General features: G+C 44.1%; 18 protein-coding genes. 5 read left to right on the top strand and 13 right to left on the bottom strand.

Annotation, left to right across the window (positions count from 1 at the left end; all coding sequences use genetic code 11):
• Nucleotides 1–104: 104 nt before the first annotated feature.
• Together CH376_RS02775 and CH376_RS02770 are read left to right on the top strand one after the other, a co-directional pair.
• Nucleotides 105–1,556, top strand: coding sequence for a RecQ family ATP-dependent DNA helicase (locus CH376_RS02775; RefSeq protein ID WP_100786707.1), 1,452 nt, complete (start codon nucleotides 105–107; stop codon nucleotides 1,554–1,556).
• 256 nt (nucleotides 1,557–1,812) lie between these two features.
• Entirely contained in the window at nucleotides 1,813–2,823 is a 1,011-nt protein-coding gene (locus CH376_RS02770) for a hypothetical protein (RefSeq protein ID WP_100786706.1), read from the top strand.
• A 312-nt stretch (nucleotides 2,824–3,135) separates the two neighbouring features.
• On the opposite strand, the gene CH376_RS02760 is transcribed toward CH376_RS02770, so the two are convergent.
• From CH376_RS02760 to CH376_RS02715, 10 genes are all read right to left on the bottom strand, one after another.
• Entirely contained in the window at nucleotides 3,136–3,669 is a 534-nt protein-coding gene (locus tag CH376_RS02760; protein ID WP_100786704.1) for an SRPBCC domain-containing protein, read from the bottom strand.
• Nucleotides 3,666–5,198: an MFS transporter gene (locus tag CH376_RS02755; RefSeq protein WP_100786703.1), complete on the bottom strand. Its 1,533-nt coding sequence runs from the start codon at nucleotides 5,196–5,198 to the stop codon at nucleotides 3,666–3,668. Before CH376_RS02755 ends, CH376_RS02760 begins: the two co-directional genes overlap by 4 nt.
• 5 nt (nucleotides 5,199–5,203) lie before the next feature.
• Nucleotides 5,204–5,761, bottom strand: a complete 558-nt coding sequence (locus CH376_RS02750; RefSeq protein ID WP_100786702.1) for a dihydrofolate reductase family protein — start codon at nucleotides 5,759–5,761, stop codon at nucleotides 5,204–5,206.
• A gap of 89 nt (nucleotides 5,762–5,850) precedes the next feature.
• Nucleotides 5,851–6,318: an SRPBCC family protein gene (locus CH376_RS02745; RefSeq protein WP_100786701.1), complete on the bottom strand. Its 468-nt coding sequence runs from the start codon at nucleotides 6,316–6,318 to the stop codon at nucleotides 5,851–5,853.
• A gap of 65 nt (nucleotides 6,319–6,383) precedes the next feature.
• Nucleotides 6,384–6,893: an SRPBCC family protein gene (locus CH376_RS02740; RefSeq protein WP_100786700.1), complete on the bottom strand. Its 510-nt coding sequence runs from the start codon at nucleotides 6,891–6,893 to the stop codon at nucleotides 6,384–6,386.
• Between the two features lie 2 nt (nucleotides 6,894–6,895).
• Entirely contained in the window at nucleotides 6,896–7,444 is a 549-nt protein-coding gene (locus tag CH376_RS02735) for an SRPBCC family protein (protein ID WP_100786699.1), read from the bottom strand.
• A 15-nt stretch (nucleotides 7,445–7,459) separates the two neighbouring features.
• On the bottom strand, nucleotides 7,460–7,948 hold the full coding sequence (locus CH376_RS02730) for an SRPBCC family protein (RefSeq protein ID WP_100786698.1): 489 nt from the start codon (nucleotides 7,946–7,948) through the stop codon (nucleotides 7,460–7,462).
• 42 nt (nucleotides 7,949–7,990) lie between these two features.
• Nucleotides 7,991–8,476, bottom strand: coding sequence for an SRPBCC family protein (locus CH376_RS02725; protein WP_100786697.1), 486 nt, complete (start codon nucleotides 8,474–8,476; stop codon nucleotides 7,991–7,993).
• A 64-nt stretch (nucleotides 8,477–8,540) separates the two neighbouring features.
• Nucleotides 8,541–8,933: a DoxX family protein gene (locus tag CH376_RS02720; protein ID WP_100786696.1), complete on the bottom strand. Its 393-nt coding sequence runs from the start codon at nucleotides 8,931–8,933 to the stop codon at nucleotides 8,541–8,543.
• Nucleotides 8,926–9,309 carry an ArsR/SmtB family transcription factor gene (locus CH376_RS02715; RefSeq protein ID WP_100786737.1) on the bottom strand — a complete coding sequence of 128 codons (384 nt, stop codon included), beginning with the start codon at nucleotides 9,307–9,309 and terminating at the stop codon, nucleotides 8,926–8,928. The genes CH376_RS02720 and CH376_RS02715 overlap by 8 nt, the downstream gene beginning before the upstream one ends.
• A 246-nt stretch (nucleotides 9,310–9,555) precedes the next feature.
• On the opposite strand from CH376_RS02715, the gene CH376_RS02710 reads away from it, so the two are divergent.
• The 3 genes from CH376_RS02710 (at nucleotide 9,556) to CH376_RS02700 (ending at nucleotide 12,655) form a co-directional block, all read left to right on the top strand.
• The gene (locus CH376_RS02710; protein WP_100786695.1) at nucleotides 9,556–9,984 is read left to right on the top strand and encodes an acyl-CoA thioesterase; all 429 of its coding nucleotides are present in this window, start codon (nucleotides 9,556–9,558) and stop codon (nucleotides 9,982–9,984) included.
• 247 nt (nucleotides 9,985–10,231) lie between these two features.
• Complete coding sequence (locus CH376_RS02705) at nucleotides 10,232–11,047, top strand: class I SAM-dependent methyltransferase (protein ID WP_100786694.1); 816 nt, start codon at nucleotides 10,232–10,234, stop codon at nucleotides 11,045–11,047.
• Nucleotides 11,048–11,275: 228 nt separating this feature from the next.
• A complete protein-coding gene (locus tag CH376_RS02700) occupies nucleotides 11,276–12,655 on the top strand; it encodes a PP2C family protein-serine/threonine phosphatase (RefSeq protein ID WP_100786693.1) in 1,380 nt (459 codons plus the stop codon).
• Here CH376_RS02700 and CH376_RS02695 read toward each other — a convergent pair.
• From CH376_RS02695 to CH376_RS02685, 3 genes are all read right to left on the bottom strand, one after another.
• Nucleotides 12,633–14,210, bottom strand: coding sequence for an aldehyde dehydrogenase family protein (locus CH376_RS02695; protein ID WP_100786692.1), 1,578 nt, complete (start codon nucleotides 14,208–14,210; stop codon nucleotides 12,633–12,635). The two genes, CH376_RS02700 and CH376_RS02695, sit on opposite strands and share 23 nt — an antisense overlap.
• Nucleotides 14,194–15,561, bottom strand: a complete 1,368-nt coding sequence (locus CH376_RS02690; protein ID WP_100786691.1) for a proline dehydrogenase family protein — start codon at nucleotides 15,559–15,561, stop codon at nucleotides 14,194–14,196. The genes CH376_RS02695 and CH376_RS02690 overlap by 17 nt, the downstream gene beginning before the upstream one ends.
• Nucleotides 15,562–15,719: 158 nt before the next feature.
• Nucleotides 15,720–16,961, bottom strand: coding sequence for a M48 family metallopeptidase (locus CH376_RS02685; protein ID WP_100786736.1), 1,242 nt, complete (start codon nucleotides 16,959–16,961; stop codon nucleotides 15,720–15,722).
• Between the last annotated feature and the right edge of the window lie 211 nt (nucleotides 16,962–17,172).

Genomic DNA, 17,172 nt, shown 5'->3' with positions numbered 1-17,172 from the left:
CCCTCTTCGAATCCCAGAATTACGAGCATTCTAAGAATTCGGCGAGATGGCAAGTAATTACATTTTCTCTTGCTCTCAAAGATCGATCGAAGAATGTATTCTGAATGCCTTCCGTTTCCGAGCTCAAAACTTTTTTCGGGATTTCTTCTTTTCGAACTTCTCAAGAGAACATCATCGGCGACGTTCTTTCGGGAAAAAATTGTCTGGTTATCATGCCGACCGGAATGGGTAAGTCGATCTGTTATCAATTGCCTGCTTTGGCGATGGAAGGATTGACAATCGTCATTTCACCTTTGATCGCGCTGATGCAGGATCAGGTCTCCAAACTGAAGACGCTCGGTGTGGACGCCGGTTATATCAATTCTTCTTTGTCTAAGGAGGATCGAATTCGAAGTTATGAGGATTTAAAAAAAGGAAAGTATAAGATTCTTTACGTTTCTCCAGAAAGATTTCGGAAGCGCGCGTTCTTGGAAGCCCTCCGTGACAGAAATGTTTCCTTGCTTGCCGTCGACGAAGCGCATTGTATCAGCCAATGGGGCCACGACTTCCGTCCGGATTATACGAAGATTTCCGAGTTTAGGGAGATTCTTAGAAAGCCCGTAACGATTGCGTTAACCGCAACCGCAACTTCCGAAATACAAAAAGACATCGTGCGTCAGATCGGTTTGGAAGAATCGGAAATCGAAGTTTATAACGAAGGTATTTGTCGTCCGAATTTGTTTTTGGACGTTCGAACCTTTGTGGACGAACCTGCGAAGGTCGACGCGATCGTGGATCTTTTAAAGACGCGGAAAGAAAGTACGATCGTATATTTTAATCTTATTAAGAACATAGAAAAGTTCAGCGAGAAGTTGGACATTCAGAAAATTCCTCATCGGATCTATCACGGACAATTGGCTCCGGACCAAAGGAAACGGATTCAAAATCAGTTTTTAAAATCGGAGGATATGATTCTTCTCGCGACCAACGCCTTCGGGATGGGCGTGGATAAGCCGAATATAAGGACGATCATTCACGCGGAGCTTCCGTCTTCTCTGGAAAGTTATTATCAAGAAATCGGACGCGCGGGAAGGGACGGGAATCCTTCCGATTGTCACGTTTTTTATATACAAGACGATCTTACCGTGTTGATGGAATTTATCGAATGGCAAAATCCGGACGCTGTTTTTATCGGAAGAGTTTTTCAAACGATGCAACACTTGGGGGAAAAGCTGGCTTCCTTAACTTACGAAGAATTGCAGTCCAAGGTCGTTCATAGAAACCGCGGAGACCATCGGCTTCAAACGGTGCTCAATCTTTTTGAAAGACACGGAGTTACCTCCGGAGAATTGGAAAGAAATTCTCTGAGGTTGAAAGGTCCGTTGACGGACGCTCTCCTTTCTCCGGAACTATTGGATCTAAAAAAGAAAACAAGTCTCAAACGTTTGTATCAGATGCTTCTTTATCTCAAGTCTGAAAAGTGCAGAAGAGAATTCGTCTACGAATATTTTAATGCGACATTCAAGGGTTGCGGGAATTGCGACGTCTGTCGTTCGAAGGAAGAATTTGCTGGTTGAGTTTTGTCCCGCCACATTTTCTTTCACATCGGACTTAAAGTCCGAAACAAGTCTTTTTACGTGAGAATTAGTTTGTCGGAACAAATTTTTCATTTAAAAAAAAGATTTGCGTTTTAGTTCGGAGTCGAAGACGTGCGTGCGGTTTTCTATTTTTTGCGGAATGGAAATAAATTTCCATTCTTTCCGATTTGAATTTTGCAAGAATCTTTGTCTGTTTTGAAATCGAACTCGATACCAATAATAAATAGAGGTATTTATGATCGTTCGAATTCTTTCGATTCTTATTTTTTTGACCGTCGTCAATTGTGCGAGTTGGGAACGTCTTGTTTCCTCGCAAAGATGGGAATGGATCGGCTCTTCTCATTATAAACCCACGCAGATTTTTGTAATCGATCCTAAAAAGGATTCCGAAATAGAAGCGGACGAAGGAACCAAGATTCAATTTCCAAGCGGGAGTCTTGTGGACGCGGACGGAAATCCGATTTCGACTTCCTTACGCATCGAAGTTTCCGAATATTATAAAAGTGAGGATATCCTCCTCTCCGGTTTGACAACTGCTTCTCTCGGGAGGCCGATACAAACAAAAGGAATGATCTTTCTGAACGCATTCGCGGAATCCGGAATCAAAGCGCAGGCGAATCCGAAAAATCCGCCGAAAGTTTCCTTTGCCGGAAACGTAGAGCCGGGTTTTCAAATTTTCTACGGAAGTAAAACCAAGGAAGGAACGGTGGATTGGTCGACCGAAGTAGCAAGAACGACTAACGTTTCAAAAGCGGATTTGGAATTGACTCAGCCTTCGCCGACAAAATCTCAAACTGCATCGCAGCCGAGCAGAAGACTTGAAATGCGTATTGCAGAAGACGCCGGATCGGAAGAAAGACCGGGAATCGCAAAATCGAATTATTTTCCGATACTGAGTCTCGGCTGGATCAACTGCGATCGATTTCTCTATATGGGAGCTCGTCTGGTTTCTCTTTCTATCGAAGCGGATTATCCCTCTTGGGAGGAAGAAACAACTTATCAATTGATCATTCCATCGATTCGTTCCGTGATGCCTGCGTATAAGGACGCGTCCAATCGGATCGTTTTTCCGAATCTACCTCCGGGGGAAAAGACGATCGTCTACGCATTGAAACGGTCGGGTGTTACGCGCTGGCGGATTTGGACGAAAGAGGTGATAGTAGGAAAGGAAGAAAAACTCGTTCCGAATTGGGAATTGGTAAGGCCTAAAGAATTGCTAAAACGAATCCAGTCATTAAATTTCTAAACGTATAAAAACGAATCGGTCTTTTCGGGACCAATGACGAGTTAAGAAATTATTTTCTACATTTTCGAAGGAATTTTCGCTCTTCAAAATAGAAGCGACTGTATCAAAGAAATATAATCTTTCCCGAGTTTTTTTTCGGGAGTTTCTAAAGACTGATTTTTGTCTTTCGAAAGGACGGGATGGAACAATAGTTTTCCCGTTTTCTTTTTCGCATTTTGATCGGAAGATCGTTCCGAAAGAAAATTCAAAGTTTCTAATTCGATTTCAACTTTCATTTTTTTACGTTAGACGAAGTCGCGATTCGCTTCGGTTTCAGACCTTTGTTCTTTTGACTTCCGCGTCAAAACGATCCAGACTTTCGGACCAGCCTTCGATCATTCCCATTTTCAGAAACGCTCCCTTGATCTCATTCGTTCGGAATAGCGTGTGGATTTTGATTTTTGTCCTGTCGACCGGTTCTTTCTCGAATGTGACGGTGATGACGGAGTTGGAAGCGAATTCTTCGCCGGTCCCTATTTCGTTTCTCATACTTTCCAACCATTCTTTCGGATGTTCGTCCAAGGTTTCCGTGTAGACGATTTTTTCGTCGGGGATGACTTCAAGAAAAGTTCCGCGTATCGGATAGTCGATTCCCTCAGGAGAGCGCATAACGTAGTAATAGTTTCCTCCGGGGCGAAGGTCGATTTCGCAAACCGGATTCGTAAAACCGTTCGGTCCCCACCAACGGGCGACGTGTTCGGGAGTGGTCCAGAGCTTGAAAATCAGATTTTTAGGCGCGTCGAAAATTCGGGTAAGAATCAGAATTCTGTCAGCCGTTTCCACCGTCACCGGGTTTTTCTGATTCAAACTTCTTCTCCTCTTCCCAAACTCTTACGAAGAACGATCACGATGACCGCCAGAACCAGCGCGATACCGGCGCAAAGGATCGAGACCAATTGAAAGGAGTCGGTAAACGCTTGTTTGGCGGGAATGAGGAGTGAATGGCCGAGTTGTTCCGGCAATTCTTTCGCGATCCCTACGGCGGCGCCTAACGTTCCTTTGGCGGCTTCCGCGGATTCGGGACTGATTCCTTCGGGAATCACTCCTTTCATCCGGTTTTTATACACGGCGGTTCCTATACTTCCCAAGACCGCGATCCCAAGGACGCCCCCGAATTCTACTCCAGTCTCCGAGATGGACGCGGCGGCTCCGGCTTTTTCAGGAGGAGCGGCTCCCACGATGATATCCGTTCCTATGATTACCACGGAGCAAATTCCCAAGGAAAGAATTACCGATCCCACGACTATGTACGCGAGTCCGGACTGATCGTTGACGAGCGAATAGAGCGACATTCCGATCACGGTCAAGACAAGTCCTCCCGCCACTACAAGGGCCGGACGTATTCTTCTTACGATCATCGGCACGGTCAGCGAGCCGACCACGTTTCCCGCCGCAGAAGGCAAGGTCCATAAACCGGCTTCCATCGGAGATAGTCCGAGTACTAATTGGAGATATTGGGCCAAGAAAAGAAAACTTCCCAACCCGACAAAGATCGTGAGGCTGTTTGCGACGAGCGCGGCGCTAAATGCGGGAACTCGAAACAATTCAAGATCGATCATCGGGTCTTTCAGATTTTTTTGCCTGTTGATGAAAAATACTCCGACTAACAGCCCGAAGACGATTGTAAGGATGGAAAGAATTCCCCATCCGTATTCGGCGACTTGTTTTAATCCGAAGATGATCGAAAGGACCGATATTAAGGAAAGAACAGAGCTCGGAATATCCAGTTTCCCCGCGTTCGGATCCTTAAATTCCGGTAAAAGTTTTGGTCCGACGATCAAAAGAAGAATCATGACGGGGACGCTCAAAAGAAACACGGATCCCCACCAGAAATGTTCCAGAAGCAATCCGCCGATCAAAGGACCGATCGCTCCTCCGATCGAAAAGCTCGTTCCCCAGATTCCGATCGCTACCGTTCTTTGATGGTTATCCAAAAACATATTACGGATCAATGATAGAGTTGACGGAGCTAAGGTCGCGGCCGTGATTCCTAGTAGGGCCCTGGTAGCGATCAACATTTCGGCGGTTTTGGAAAACGCGGCAAGAACCGAAGCTACTCCGAAAGCGAAGGCTCCTATCATAAGTAGTTTTCTTCTTCCGATTCTATCTCCTAAAGTTCCCATCGTTACTAAAAATCCCGCGACTAAAAAGCCGTAGATATCTACGATCCAAAGAAGTTGGGAACCCGAGGGTTTTAAGTCTTCGGTAAGATGAGGAACCGCAAGATAGAGAACGGTGAGGTCCATTGCGTAGAGTAAACAGGGAAGTGCGATCACCGCCAGTCCGATCCATTCTTTTCTGCCGGCGAGGTTTGTATTGATGTTTGTTTGATTCATTCTATTTATTCTGCCGGTCCGTAGTAGAGAAGCATGTTACCGGAATTGAATGTTCTCGTTTTTAGTAATTTGAGTTTTTGCGGATTCGACAATCCGAGAAACAAGGGTTTCCCTTTTCCTAACAAGATCGGGTTTACGAAAATTCTAAACTCGTCGATCAAACCTTCCCGTATCAGAAAAATTCCGAGCTCGGAACTTCCAAAAACGGCGATGTCCTTTCCGGATTGTCGTTTTAATTTGAGAACTTCTTCTTTGACGTCGCCGGTTATAAGTTCTGAATTTTTCCAATTTACGGACTTCAACGTCCGGGACGCGACTAACTTTTTTATCTCGTTCATTCTGTTTGCAACGATCGGATCGTTTTGAACGGCTTCATCCGCTGGCCAGTAGTTTGCCATCAGTTGATAGGTGATTCTTCCGAATAGGAGCGCGTCGATTTGATTTAGGAAATCGATCGCGTAATCGTTGAACTCTTCGTCGACGACGTGCCAATCGATTTCTCCGTTCGGCCCTTCGTAGTAACCGTCCGCCGTGATCATCATCTGAAAGATAATCTTTCTCATGTTCTTATTCCAAATATATAATTATAAAAATTGAATGTATCGAAGTTGATCTTAGTTTGGATTTTGTAGACAATCCGTTTTTTGTCGAATCAGCGCGCCATTCTGATCAGTTCCGCTTCCAGTCTGTCGAAGTTTTGTTCGTTCCCAATCTCGATGTATTTTTTTACCCGATCGAATTCTTCCGCAGTGTCGAAGACCATGCCGAAAGATACCTTTGTCCGATTTTCAATTCTTTCAAAATGAATCGTGGCGACGTAGTGATGCTGAGAAACGTGTTCGAAAAGAATCTTCTTAGGTTCGTCGATCTCCACGAAAACGCTGTGATTCTCATAGTTTGTCCCGTCGGGTCCGTGCATCACGAATTTCCAATTGCCGCCGGGTCTTAGGTCGAATTCGTGAAACGTATTCGTAAAGTCTTTCGGTCCCCACCAAAGTTTCAAATGCTCCGGCTTAGTCCAGGCTTTGAACACCAGATCTACAGGCGCGTCGAAGACTCGCATACTTACGATTTCCCTTTCCGAAATTTTTGCAGGGAGTTGTTTTTCTTTTTCCGTCATACGACGCTCCTGAAGTGGGCCTCCTGGAAATAATATTTGAACGACCCACATTCCGTTTTTCTAATTTACTGTTTTGCCAAATACGCTTCGAGTTGATCCATCGTTCCGGTAAATCCCTGATTCATCGAATCGAAGTTGTCTCCGAAAATCTGAATCTCTTCCGGAGACGCGTTGATCGGAGATCCCTTCAATCTGAGAACGGTTTTTCCGTTTTCTTCCGTGAAGATAACCGTATTCAGAATTTCCAAAGGCCAACCTTTCGCCATCGGATGACGAATCATACCTGCGTTCTCATCGGAAAACGAAACTATAAACACTAGTTTTTCGGGAGGGGTGATCTCTCTGTAGATAAATCTTCCCCACATAGTTTCGCCGTCGGGAGTTGTCATGCTGTAATGAAATAATCCTCCCGGTTTCAAATCCAAATGAGTGACGCCCATCTTAAGTCCTTTTGGTCCCCACCATTCCGCGAGTCTTTTCGGTTCGGTCCACGCTTTCCAAACGAGATCGCGCGGAGCGTCGAAGGTTCTCGAAAGAGTAAATTCAGGAATTGTAATGTCCTTCTTTTCGCTCATGCTTATTTTCCTTCGCCGATTCTTTTTAGGTTATCCAAGCCTGTTTCGAATTGTTTTCCGATCATCTCGTCCATATTTAAGAATATTCCCATCACCTTTGAAAGGAAGACGTTCTTTCCGAACATGGCCCAAGTTACCTGAGTCGTATCTCCCTTTTTTTCCAAAGTGAATTCGGCCGTGTTGTGAGCTTCGAAAGGAGCCAAAAAATCGAGTTTGATTATGATCTTGGAAGGAGAATTCGCCTCCGTAATTTCCATACGTCCTTTTCCGATATCCTTGTTTCCTTCCCATTCGTAGGTCGTACCCACTCCGTTAGCCGGTCCGCTATAAGTCTTTTTCATGGAAGGATCCACTTTTTCCCAAGGAGACCATTCGACCCAAGAGCGGAAGTCGCTTATCAACGGAAAAATTTTTTCAGGCGCAGCTTTGATGCCGATCGATCTTTCGTAACGAAATTCTTCAGGTTTTGTGCTCGCGTAGACGAGAAGGATCACGATTGCGACGACCAAAAGGCCGACGACGGATATTAAGATAAGTTTGAGCATAGACATAAAATTCTCCTTTGATTAATTTGCGGCCTTTGCGAGATATTCTCCGAGTCGATTGAGAGTTTGATTCATACCTTCGATCGCTCCGTATTTTTCCACGACTTCGTCGCGCGCCGCAGCCGTTTGGAAAAGAGAAATCATGGTAAGTTTGGTTTTGCCGTTCTCCTCTTCGAAAGTTACGGTCACCTGGAAATCGCCGGGATGATCTTCCATATCCGAGCCGTGTTTATAAACTAAACGTTCCGGCTTTATAACTTCGATATAGGTGATTCGATTGGGATAATCGGTTCCGTCCGGACCGTGCATGATCAGCTTCCAGACACCTCCCGGTTTTACTTCCATCGTTTCGATCGTATTCGTAAAACCGTTCGGTCCCCACCAATTGCCGATGTGATTTGGATCGGTCCAAACTTTCCAGACCAATTCCCTCGGCGCGTCAAACACGCGTGAGGTGGCGATTTCGCGGTCTGCGGTGTTCGATTTTTGATTGTTAAGCGAGTTCATCATTTTCTCCGTGTTTATTCTCAACAGAATTATCGATTGAAAAAGCTATTTTAGGCTTTCGTTAAGTTTATCGATCATCTCGTTCCAACTTGCCTTCGTCATTTCGCTTATTTCTCCGGCAGGAAGTCCGATATGTCTAAGGGTCAGCTTTGTTTTTTTTTCGATTGTCTCGAACAAAAGGGACACGGTCGTCGTTTCAGGGAATTCTCCGGTGAAGCCGTAATGAGACGCAGGAACCGGATTTCCGTTTTCATCCGAGAACGAATCCGAATATACGATTTTTTCCGGAATTACGATTTCACGGAAAAAACCCGTGCTCCAAAACTCTTGACCTTCCGGGGAGCGGAGTCCGAAGACGTATTTCCCCCCGACTCTGAAGTCAATTCTACAGGCGGGTGAAGTGAAGTTTTTCGGTCCCCACCAACGCATCAGACGTTCGGGATCCGACCACGCTTTGAAGACGAGTTCTCTCGGCGCGTCGAAGATTCTTGTGATAACGACTTCGTTCAGTGTTTGGTCGTTGTTTGACATTTTGACCGGTCCTTTTTGAATTCTAAGATTGTTTTTTCCGTGATTATAATATATTATAATATTCTTATAAACTCCAGACGCCAGGCAATCTTCTGCTTTCAGGACGAAGCGCCCAGGAAACTGCGACTAACGCGAGACCTACAAGAGGCATTACGATATGGATTGTTTCAAAACCGGATATTCCGTTGGAAATGGATGCGGAAGTGAGGTTGAAAAACATACCGGCGTAAGCCCATTCTTTTAAGAGAGGGAATTTAGGAATCGAGATGGCGATCGCGCCGAGGAGTTTCCAAATTCCGAGAAGAGCGACGAAGTAGAGGGGATACCCGAGTTTGCCCATTCCTTCTACGACTTCCGGTCCTTGCACGGTGTAGGCGTAAGCCGCGAAAGCGTAATTGGCCGCGACAAGTACGGTGGTCACCCAGTAGATTATGGTTTTGATTTTTTCCTTATTCATTGTCGAATTTCCTTTGGTTTATTTCTTCGTTTTTCTCGTTCTGCTGGAGTTCCCGCAAATAATCATCCAGTCGATCGAGTCTGGCTTCCCAGATTTGTCGGTATTCGTCGATCCAATCAGCCACTTCTTTCAGCGGCCCTGTTTCTAAACGAGAAGGTCTCCATTGTGCCTCCTTGCCTCGGGAAATCAGTCCCGCTTTTTCCAAAACCTTTAAGTGTTTGGTGATAGCCGGAAGACTCATGGCAAAGGGTTCTGCAAGTTGCTTCACGGTAACGTCTCCGTACCGAAGTGTGGCTAAAATCTTTCGCCGAGTTGGGTCGGCCAGTGCGGCGAAAGTGAGACTGAGATGATCTTCTGTAGCTTCTTGTTGAACCATTTGGTTAATTAACCTTATGGTTAAGTTATCACTCAAGGCAGGTTTTGTCAACCCCTAATAGTCAAAAAACGGGAAAAATCGATCGAAAAAAGAGAGGAGCAAAGGATATACCCTTCAAATCCATGTGTCCACCGGTTTCTAAGGTTTTGCATACAAATTAATAATTTTATATCAAACTAAGATTTGCATAGAAACGAAAACGGTTCATTTTGTTTTAGGAATATTGTATTCTAAATGGAGTTATCAATGAGTTTGATTTCAAAAGAATTCCAATATGAGATTCCGGTACTTTGGAGTCAGTGTGATCCCAACGGTCATCTCAACGTGGGCAATTTTCAGGTATATTTGCATGAGGGAAGAATGGTTGCCCTTGAAGAAGCGGGGCTGGGTTATTCCAAAATGAGAGAGGCGAACATCGGTCCCATGATTCTCCGTTCTGAAACCGATTATAAGGCGGAGATTCGATATCCGGAATCCATTTTTATAACCACACGTTTCGGAGAATTTGACGGTTCTCGTTGTAAGATTTTTCAAAAACTCATCCGAAAGTCCGACGGGAAGGTCGCCTGCGATTCTATTTCCATTTGTATCATGTTCGATTTTGGCAAAAAGAGACCGTGGAAATATTCGGAAGAATTGTTAAATGCGTTGGAGCTACGCGAGAGTGCCGTATAACAAGACGGCTTTCGGCGTTTTTATTTCATGAAGATTCAATGATATTCTCCCGGTTCTTGTTCTTCCCGACGCTTCATGGAGATTGTTTTCGCCCGAGAGCGGACCAAAAATTGGAAATAACTTATAGAATAAATCGTCAAACATCGTTTTGGCGTTAATTCCCGGCGATATGGATTCTATTTACGGCAACGGGCCGATTCAAGATTTTGCTCGCAATATTTCACGGATCTCGTAAAGAGTAGGATTCATGTCCAATCCATTATCTTCCGTTGAACCTTGGTCCTTAGTCGCCGAAGGATATACGAAATCCACGAAACAATTTTTAGAAACCTATTCGCTCAAAGCGATGGATTTACTCGGATTAAAATCCGATCACGTCGTCTTGGACGTCGCTGCCGGTCCCGGAACGCTTGCGATCCCTCTTTCCAAATCCGTAAAGGAAATCTACGCGATCGATTTTTCCGAGCCGATGATAGAACAACTTAAAAAAGGAATGAGAGAAGCGAACGTCGAGAACGTGATTCCTCTTGTGATGGACGGTCAGAAATTGGAGTTTCCGCAAAATCATTTTGACGGAGCTTTCTCCATGTTCGGTCTTATGTTTTTTCCGGACAAACTCCAAGGTCTCAAGGAGATATACCGAGTTCTTAAACCCGGAAAAAAAGTCGCAGTTTCCGGCTGGGCTCCGGTTAAAAATTCTCCTCTGATGCAATTTCTTTTCGGCGCGCTTCGAAAAGCGAATCCTGAAATTCCCGAACCCCAAACCAATCCTTCTAGTTTCGAAAATCCTGAATTCTTTCGGGAACAATTGAACGCGGCCGGTTTTCGGGAGATCGATATTCTTCCCTTTTCCAATTCGATCGAAGTAAGCGATGCGGAGGAATTCTTGGATTCTATGATCGAAGGAGGAGCGCCTCTTCAGTGGATGAAAAGTAAGATGAAGGAATCCGTTTGGGACGAAAAAAGAAAAATCATGTTAGAACATCTTAATTCTCAACTCGCAAAACTTCCGATCTCCCTTTCCTCCGAGGCTTATATCGCGGTCGCAGAAAAACCGGATTGATTTTTTTCGTCTTTCGGTTTTTCAAAAATAAGAATGTATTTTAAACCGAAATGCTAAAGAAATGAGTGTGTATTTTAAAATCTATGATACGCAGATAACGTTCGAAGACGCGTTTTCATCCTTGAATTTTAGAATATAGCTTTTCTTCGTTCGATTCAAGGGATAAATGCAGTCTCAAAATGACGAGTAGAATCTTTTTTACTCGGAGGCTGAATTTCAGAAAGAGACATGACCAAATTTTTTCTCCAGTTGAAAAAAACTTTGAAAAGCGAAATCACTTTTTCTCTTCTTCAGGGAGCCTTTGGAGTCGTCGTATTCTGGATCGTTTTGCGTTTTTATCTACGTGATTCCGTAACACCCGAACCTCATTGGATCATTCTGAATTTCTTATATACCGTCTCGGTGACACTTTATTGCAATTTTAGAATGATCACCGGACGTTGGTCTGCGCTTCTCTGGGCGAATCGTTCTCTTCTTCTTTCGTTGCCGTTACCCGCGTTTTACGGATACTTTACGTTTCTTGCGCCCGAATACTTTCCGGTCATGTTTATCTTTGTGATCAGCATTCAGCTTCCGGTTTTGGGTCTTGCAAGAAGCGTATATCTTACTTTATGGTTTGTAACTTATTACTTCGTTTTTTTCGGATTACTTCTCGCGTTTAACGCGGAATACTTACAGCTTCATATCAAGTCGATCTTCGTTTTTTTGATCGTATTCTTTTTTATGCATGTTTGGCTTTTGAGAGCGTCCGAAAGCGTTCGAAACATGGGAAATCAACTGACGCGTCATCTTGTCGAAACGAAAAAACACAAACGAAACATACAACGTCTTCACAGAGTTCAGGCAGTCGATCTGACTCTTGCAAGAAGATTACAACAGGATACTCTTCCGGATCTTTCTAAAACGACACGATCGGATCTTAATATAGCCGCGAAATATTTTTCCTTGGAGAAGATAGGAGGGGATTTTTACGACGTCGTGAATCTTGGCGAAAATAAAACCGGATTTTTTATTTCTGACGTTTCCGGGCACGGTGTCGCTTCCGCATTGGTGACGATGATGACGAAGGCCGCTTTTCGAAACCACTGCCAGGACGTGAAAGAGCCGGACCTGCTCCTCGGTTTGGTCAATCGGTCCTTGTGCGGGATGTTGGAAAAACAGGATCTCTTTGTGACCGCGTTCTACTGTGTTTTGGACAAGGACGGAACGCTGACTTACGCGAGCGCGGGACATCAGCCGGCGTTGGTAGTTCGGGAAAATTACAGCGAGATTTACGAATTAAAAAACGAGAATACGTTCATTTTGGGAATCGAGCCAAGTTGGAAATATTATTCTTCAAAACATAAATTAAAAAAGAATGATAAACTAATACTCTTCACGGACGGATTGATCGAGGCTAAAAATAAAATGGGAAGGGATTACGGAGAATCCTGCTTTGAGGAATTTCTTCTTGCGAACGCGAGACAACCCGCCGGACCTTTTTTAGATCTGATGATGTTTGATCTGGAAGAATTTATGAAAGGAAAAAATCCGGAAGACGACATTGCGATCCTTTGCGTCGATTTTCGCCCGAACAATCCGCCGATTATTGAATCAGATCCGCCGTGAATCCTCTTCTCATCGTATTTTCCGTGATCGTTATCGGTTCTAAAAAGCTTTTGAGATAATCGGGACCTCCCGCCTTGGCTCCGACTCCGGAGAGTTTGAAGCCGCCGAACGGTTGTCTTTCGACGATCGCTCCGGTGATCGCACGGTTTATATAAAAATTTCCGGCTTCGATCTTTCGTTTCGCTTCCTCGATATGTTCCGGGTTGCGGGAATAAAGTCCTGCGGTGAGAGCGTAGTCGGAGTCGTTCGCTTTATCGATCGCTTCCGAAAAATTTTTTACTCGAAAGAGAGCTACGATCGGTCCGAAAAATTCCTTTGTGGCAAGTTCGCTGTTCCAATCCTGTTCTTCGAAAACAACGGGCGCAAAGTAATGGCCTTCAGTCTTCGACTCTTCCGAAAGAACCGCTTGAAATAGGATCTTACTTTTGTGATCGGCGACGATTTTTTCCAATCTTTGTTTCGACTCTTCGGTGATGACGGGGCCGATCTTCGAGGAAAGAATTTCGGGAGAGCCGATCTTTAAAGAAGCGACGGCTTCCAGAAATCTGGTTTTGAACGTTTCATAACAAGAATCTAATACGATCAACTTGGAAAGGGCGCTGCATTTTTGGCCTTGAAAACCGAATGCGGACTGAAGCGCGCCTTCAACCGCAAGATCCAAATCCGCGTCCCCGTCCACGATGATCGGATTTTTTCCTCCCATTTCGCATAACGCACGTTTGATTCTTCTCGAGTCGGGTCGAAACGTCCCGCATTCTTTGAGGATGGATATTCCAACTTCTCTCGATCCGGTGAAGTTGATCACTGAAACGTCCGTGTTTTTTACGATTTCGGCTCCGATGTCCTCTCCGTTTCCGGGTAAAAAATGAAAGACTTCTTTCGGAACGCCCGCTTTTAAAAAGAGGCGGTAAATATAAAGCCCGATCGCTGAAGATTGTTCCGCCGGTTTTAAGAGGACGACGTTCCCGCAAACGAGAGGTCCGGCGCACATTCCCGTTAAGATCGCCGCGGGAAAATTCCAAGGTGAAATGACGCCGACGATCCCTTTCGGTTTGTAAGAATAAAAATTTTCTTCTCCCGGCAGATCGATTCTTTGTCCTTGAAAAATTCTTTCGTATTCCTTCGCGTAGTATCTGCAAAAGTCGATCGCTTCGACGACGTCCGCTTCGGCTTCGGGAATCGTCTTCCCGGTTTCCAAAAGGATCAGCGCTGAGAGTTCGTTCCTATTTTCAAGGATCAAATCTCCAACATTCCACAAAATCGAAATTCTGTTTTTAGGATCGAGTCCGCTCCAATTTGAAAAATATTTTTTTGAAATTAGAATCGAGTTCTCCAAAACGTTTCGATCGCTAAGCGAATATTCGGTAGTGATCTCTTCTATCTTCGCCGGGTTTCTATGTTTCTCTTTGGGAAGATTTTTGATCTCTTCTCCTCCTACGATTGCCGGTACGACAATCGGAAAACTGCCGCGGATTTTTTGAATCGTCGGAAAGATCCATTTTCTGTTTTCCTCTTTCGAGAAATCACGGATCGGTTCGTTATAGAAGTTCTGCATTGGAGATCGATTCCTTTGGGTTTTTCAAGAGATGAGAATAATCCATTCTTCCGGAAAGAAAATTCTGCAGGAAACCCTGGTTGGACGTGTTTTCCAGAAGTCTTCTCACCAAATAGGCCATTCCGGGAAGAATATCGCCTAACGGCGTATATTCGCGAATCCGATATCCCATTTTTTTTAATACGACTTTATAAGAATCTCCCATTCCGTATAACATCTGGATTTCAAAATCCCTTTTCGAAATTCCTTTGCTCTCCGCATAGGTAAGAATCGCGGAAAGACTCCGAATGTTATGCGACGCGAACGCCGATAGAATCCGAGGGTAAGAATCCAAAAGGATTTTCGCGCATTCCTCATAGTTTAGGTCCGTTTCGGCTTTATTTTCGAAGACCGGGATTTCCCAGCCTTTTTCCTTGGCCCGGATCACTTCGTATTCCCAATAGGCTCCTTTTACGAGACGAACCGTTATCGGGATCTTTCTGGTTTTGGAATATTCTAAAATTTGAATTAACTCTTTTCGGGAATCCTTTAGATATGTTTGGATTACAATTCCGAAATGCGGATAATCCGAAAATTCCGGTTCGGAAAATATTTCGAGAGCTAGGGATATTAGGATTTCCTTATAGTCGTACTGTTCCGCGTCCAGATTTAAAAAATAATTCCTGCTTTTAGCGAGCCGCAGTATGGGACGAAGTTTCTCTTTTAGGACCGCGGCGGATTCTTCCTTCGCCAACGAAGAAATCTGAGAATACAAACTCGAACATTTGACAGATACGTTTACGAAAGGACAAGCTCCGTAGTTCGTAGTTTCGGATCCCGCAAAAGAATCCAAATTTTCTATAGTTCTAAGATATTGTTTTTGATAAACGTTTGCCTCTTTTTCGGAAAGCGCAGATTCTCCCAATATGTCGAGCGTAAATACGGAGTCTTTCTTTCTTAATTTTTTAAGGCGTTTTGCCGCTTCCTTAAAATCTTTTCCTGCGATAAAGTTGCCGGATGTTCTAAGGACGACGGCGCGGATTCCTACGCCGAATAAAAAAGAGATCGGAAAGATCCCGAGGAGGAAGCGTAGGAACGGGCGGATCCAGTTTGGTATTTCAGTGTCTTTGTTTAGAAGATAAAGAATGAAGTGTTCCGTGATTTCTCTGCTCGAACGTAAAGAGGGAAGAACGTCCACAAAACGGAACATCTCCACTTTGAGATTCGGATAACGAAAAGAAATTCCGAGAATTTTTTTGATCCAGAAATGTTTCGAGAGATAACGGGAGGATTGGCTTTCGTCCTCGCGGAAAATTCGCATACCTAGGACTTGCGTCTTGAGTTCGATACTTTCGGATGCAATCGTAATCATTTTGTTACCCTTCGGCAATATAAGCAAAAGAGAATGCAGTTTTAATTCTAAGTTTTATGATTTCCAAGAAATCAAAAATTGAAAGCCATAAAAATAGAATTTATATGAATTCTTGGTAACAAGCGTCTTCCAAATCGAAGACGAACGGGCTCGAAAGTTTAGTCTTTCCATTCCTCAGCCAATCGAATCCGCTCCAGAGTCGTCGGATGCGAATGGTAGAAAAACACTTCCGCCGGATGCGGGTTGAGTCTCCCTTGATTGTCTTTTGCCAACTTGATTTCCGTATTGATAAACGACTTTCTGTCTTTTGTCAATACGAGCGCTTCTATATCCGCCTCGGTTTCCTGCGTTCTGCTGAACGCGCTCCAAACCGGTCTCGTAACGGATCCGAAAAGAGAAAGGAGTAAGAACAGAAACGGAAGCGTCGACGGGGAATAGAATTCGCGCAGAGAAATCGATCCTTCGTCTTTGAACTTTTGAAAAAGATAGGCCAATAAAAAACATAAGAATAAGGTTTCGATGGTGCTGATCGCGATGTCCTTGATCTGATGATCGTGAGTCCAGTGCCCTATCTCATGTCCTAATACGCTGATGATTTCCTCTTCGGTGTGATTTTGTATGAGAGTATCGTAAAGAAATATTTTTCTGTTTTTTCCCCAACCGGTAAAATACGCGTTTGTGTGACCGGAATATTTGCTTTCGTTGATCACGTAGACGTTTTCGACTTCAATTTGCGCTTTATCGCAAAGTGTGATGATCTTTGTTTTGAGACTTCCTTCCTCGATCGGTTTGTATTCGTAAAAGAGCGGAGTGATAATGATCGGAAAAAGAATCGAAAACAAAAGTCCGAAAATAAGGGAAACAGCCGGAACCAGATACTTCCAGGCTTTCTGAAATTTTTTGAGTAAGAATGCGATTCCGATTACAGCGATGCTTCCGCCTAACGCGGCGATCCCAATCGATTTACCGGTATAAATCGCCCAATCCAGAAAAGTCATTTTAGAAAAACCGAATTGGTGCTCAAGTACGAATCCGAAATAATACTGAAACGGAATCGAGATTAAGAATTGTACCGCGCTAAAGATCAGAAAGAAAAATAAAACCGTAAGATAAAAACGATTCCCCGTCTTTTTTCCCAAATAGGATTCCAGTTTTACGGAAAGCGGGGAAAATACAAAAATCCCGGCGACTACAAAATCCAAAAGATCGGAAAGTATCGACGCAAAAAACCCGCCTCTCGCGTATTCGATCCCTTTTTGTATGTCCGCTTCCGTAAAGTATTTTAGAATTTTCTCATGTAATTGAGGCGAGTTGTCTCCCTGGTATGATAGATATTTCATCGTCAGAGTAAAAAGAATCTGAAGGACGTAAAAGAGCATAAGAATCGTTTTGAGTTGCATTGTGATTTCCGAAGTTTTGAGGCTGAGCGATTTTCGAATTCTTCCCGGTTTAGTCAAGTAATTTCAGGTTTATGAAACGCATTAGGGATACGGAAAGCGCGAAGCGTCTCGAACCTATTCAGTTTGGTTTTGTTTTTCGGTAACGCCGTTCGAGATGAGTCGCTTTTGCGACGAACTTGGAGTAGCCCGACCCGCTTGCCTTTTCTTTTGA

The sequence above is a fragment of the Leptospira adleri genome, from assembly GCF_002811985.1.
GTDB lineage: Bacteria > Spirochaetota > Leptospiria > Leptospirales > Leptospiraceae > Leptospira > Leptospira adleri.
Note: the sequence above shows the minus strand (reverse complement) of the source record. Positions and strands in the feature narration are given on the sequence as shown.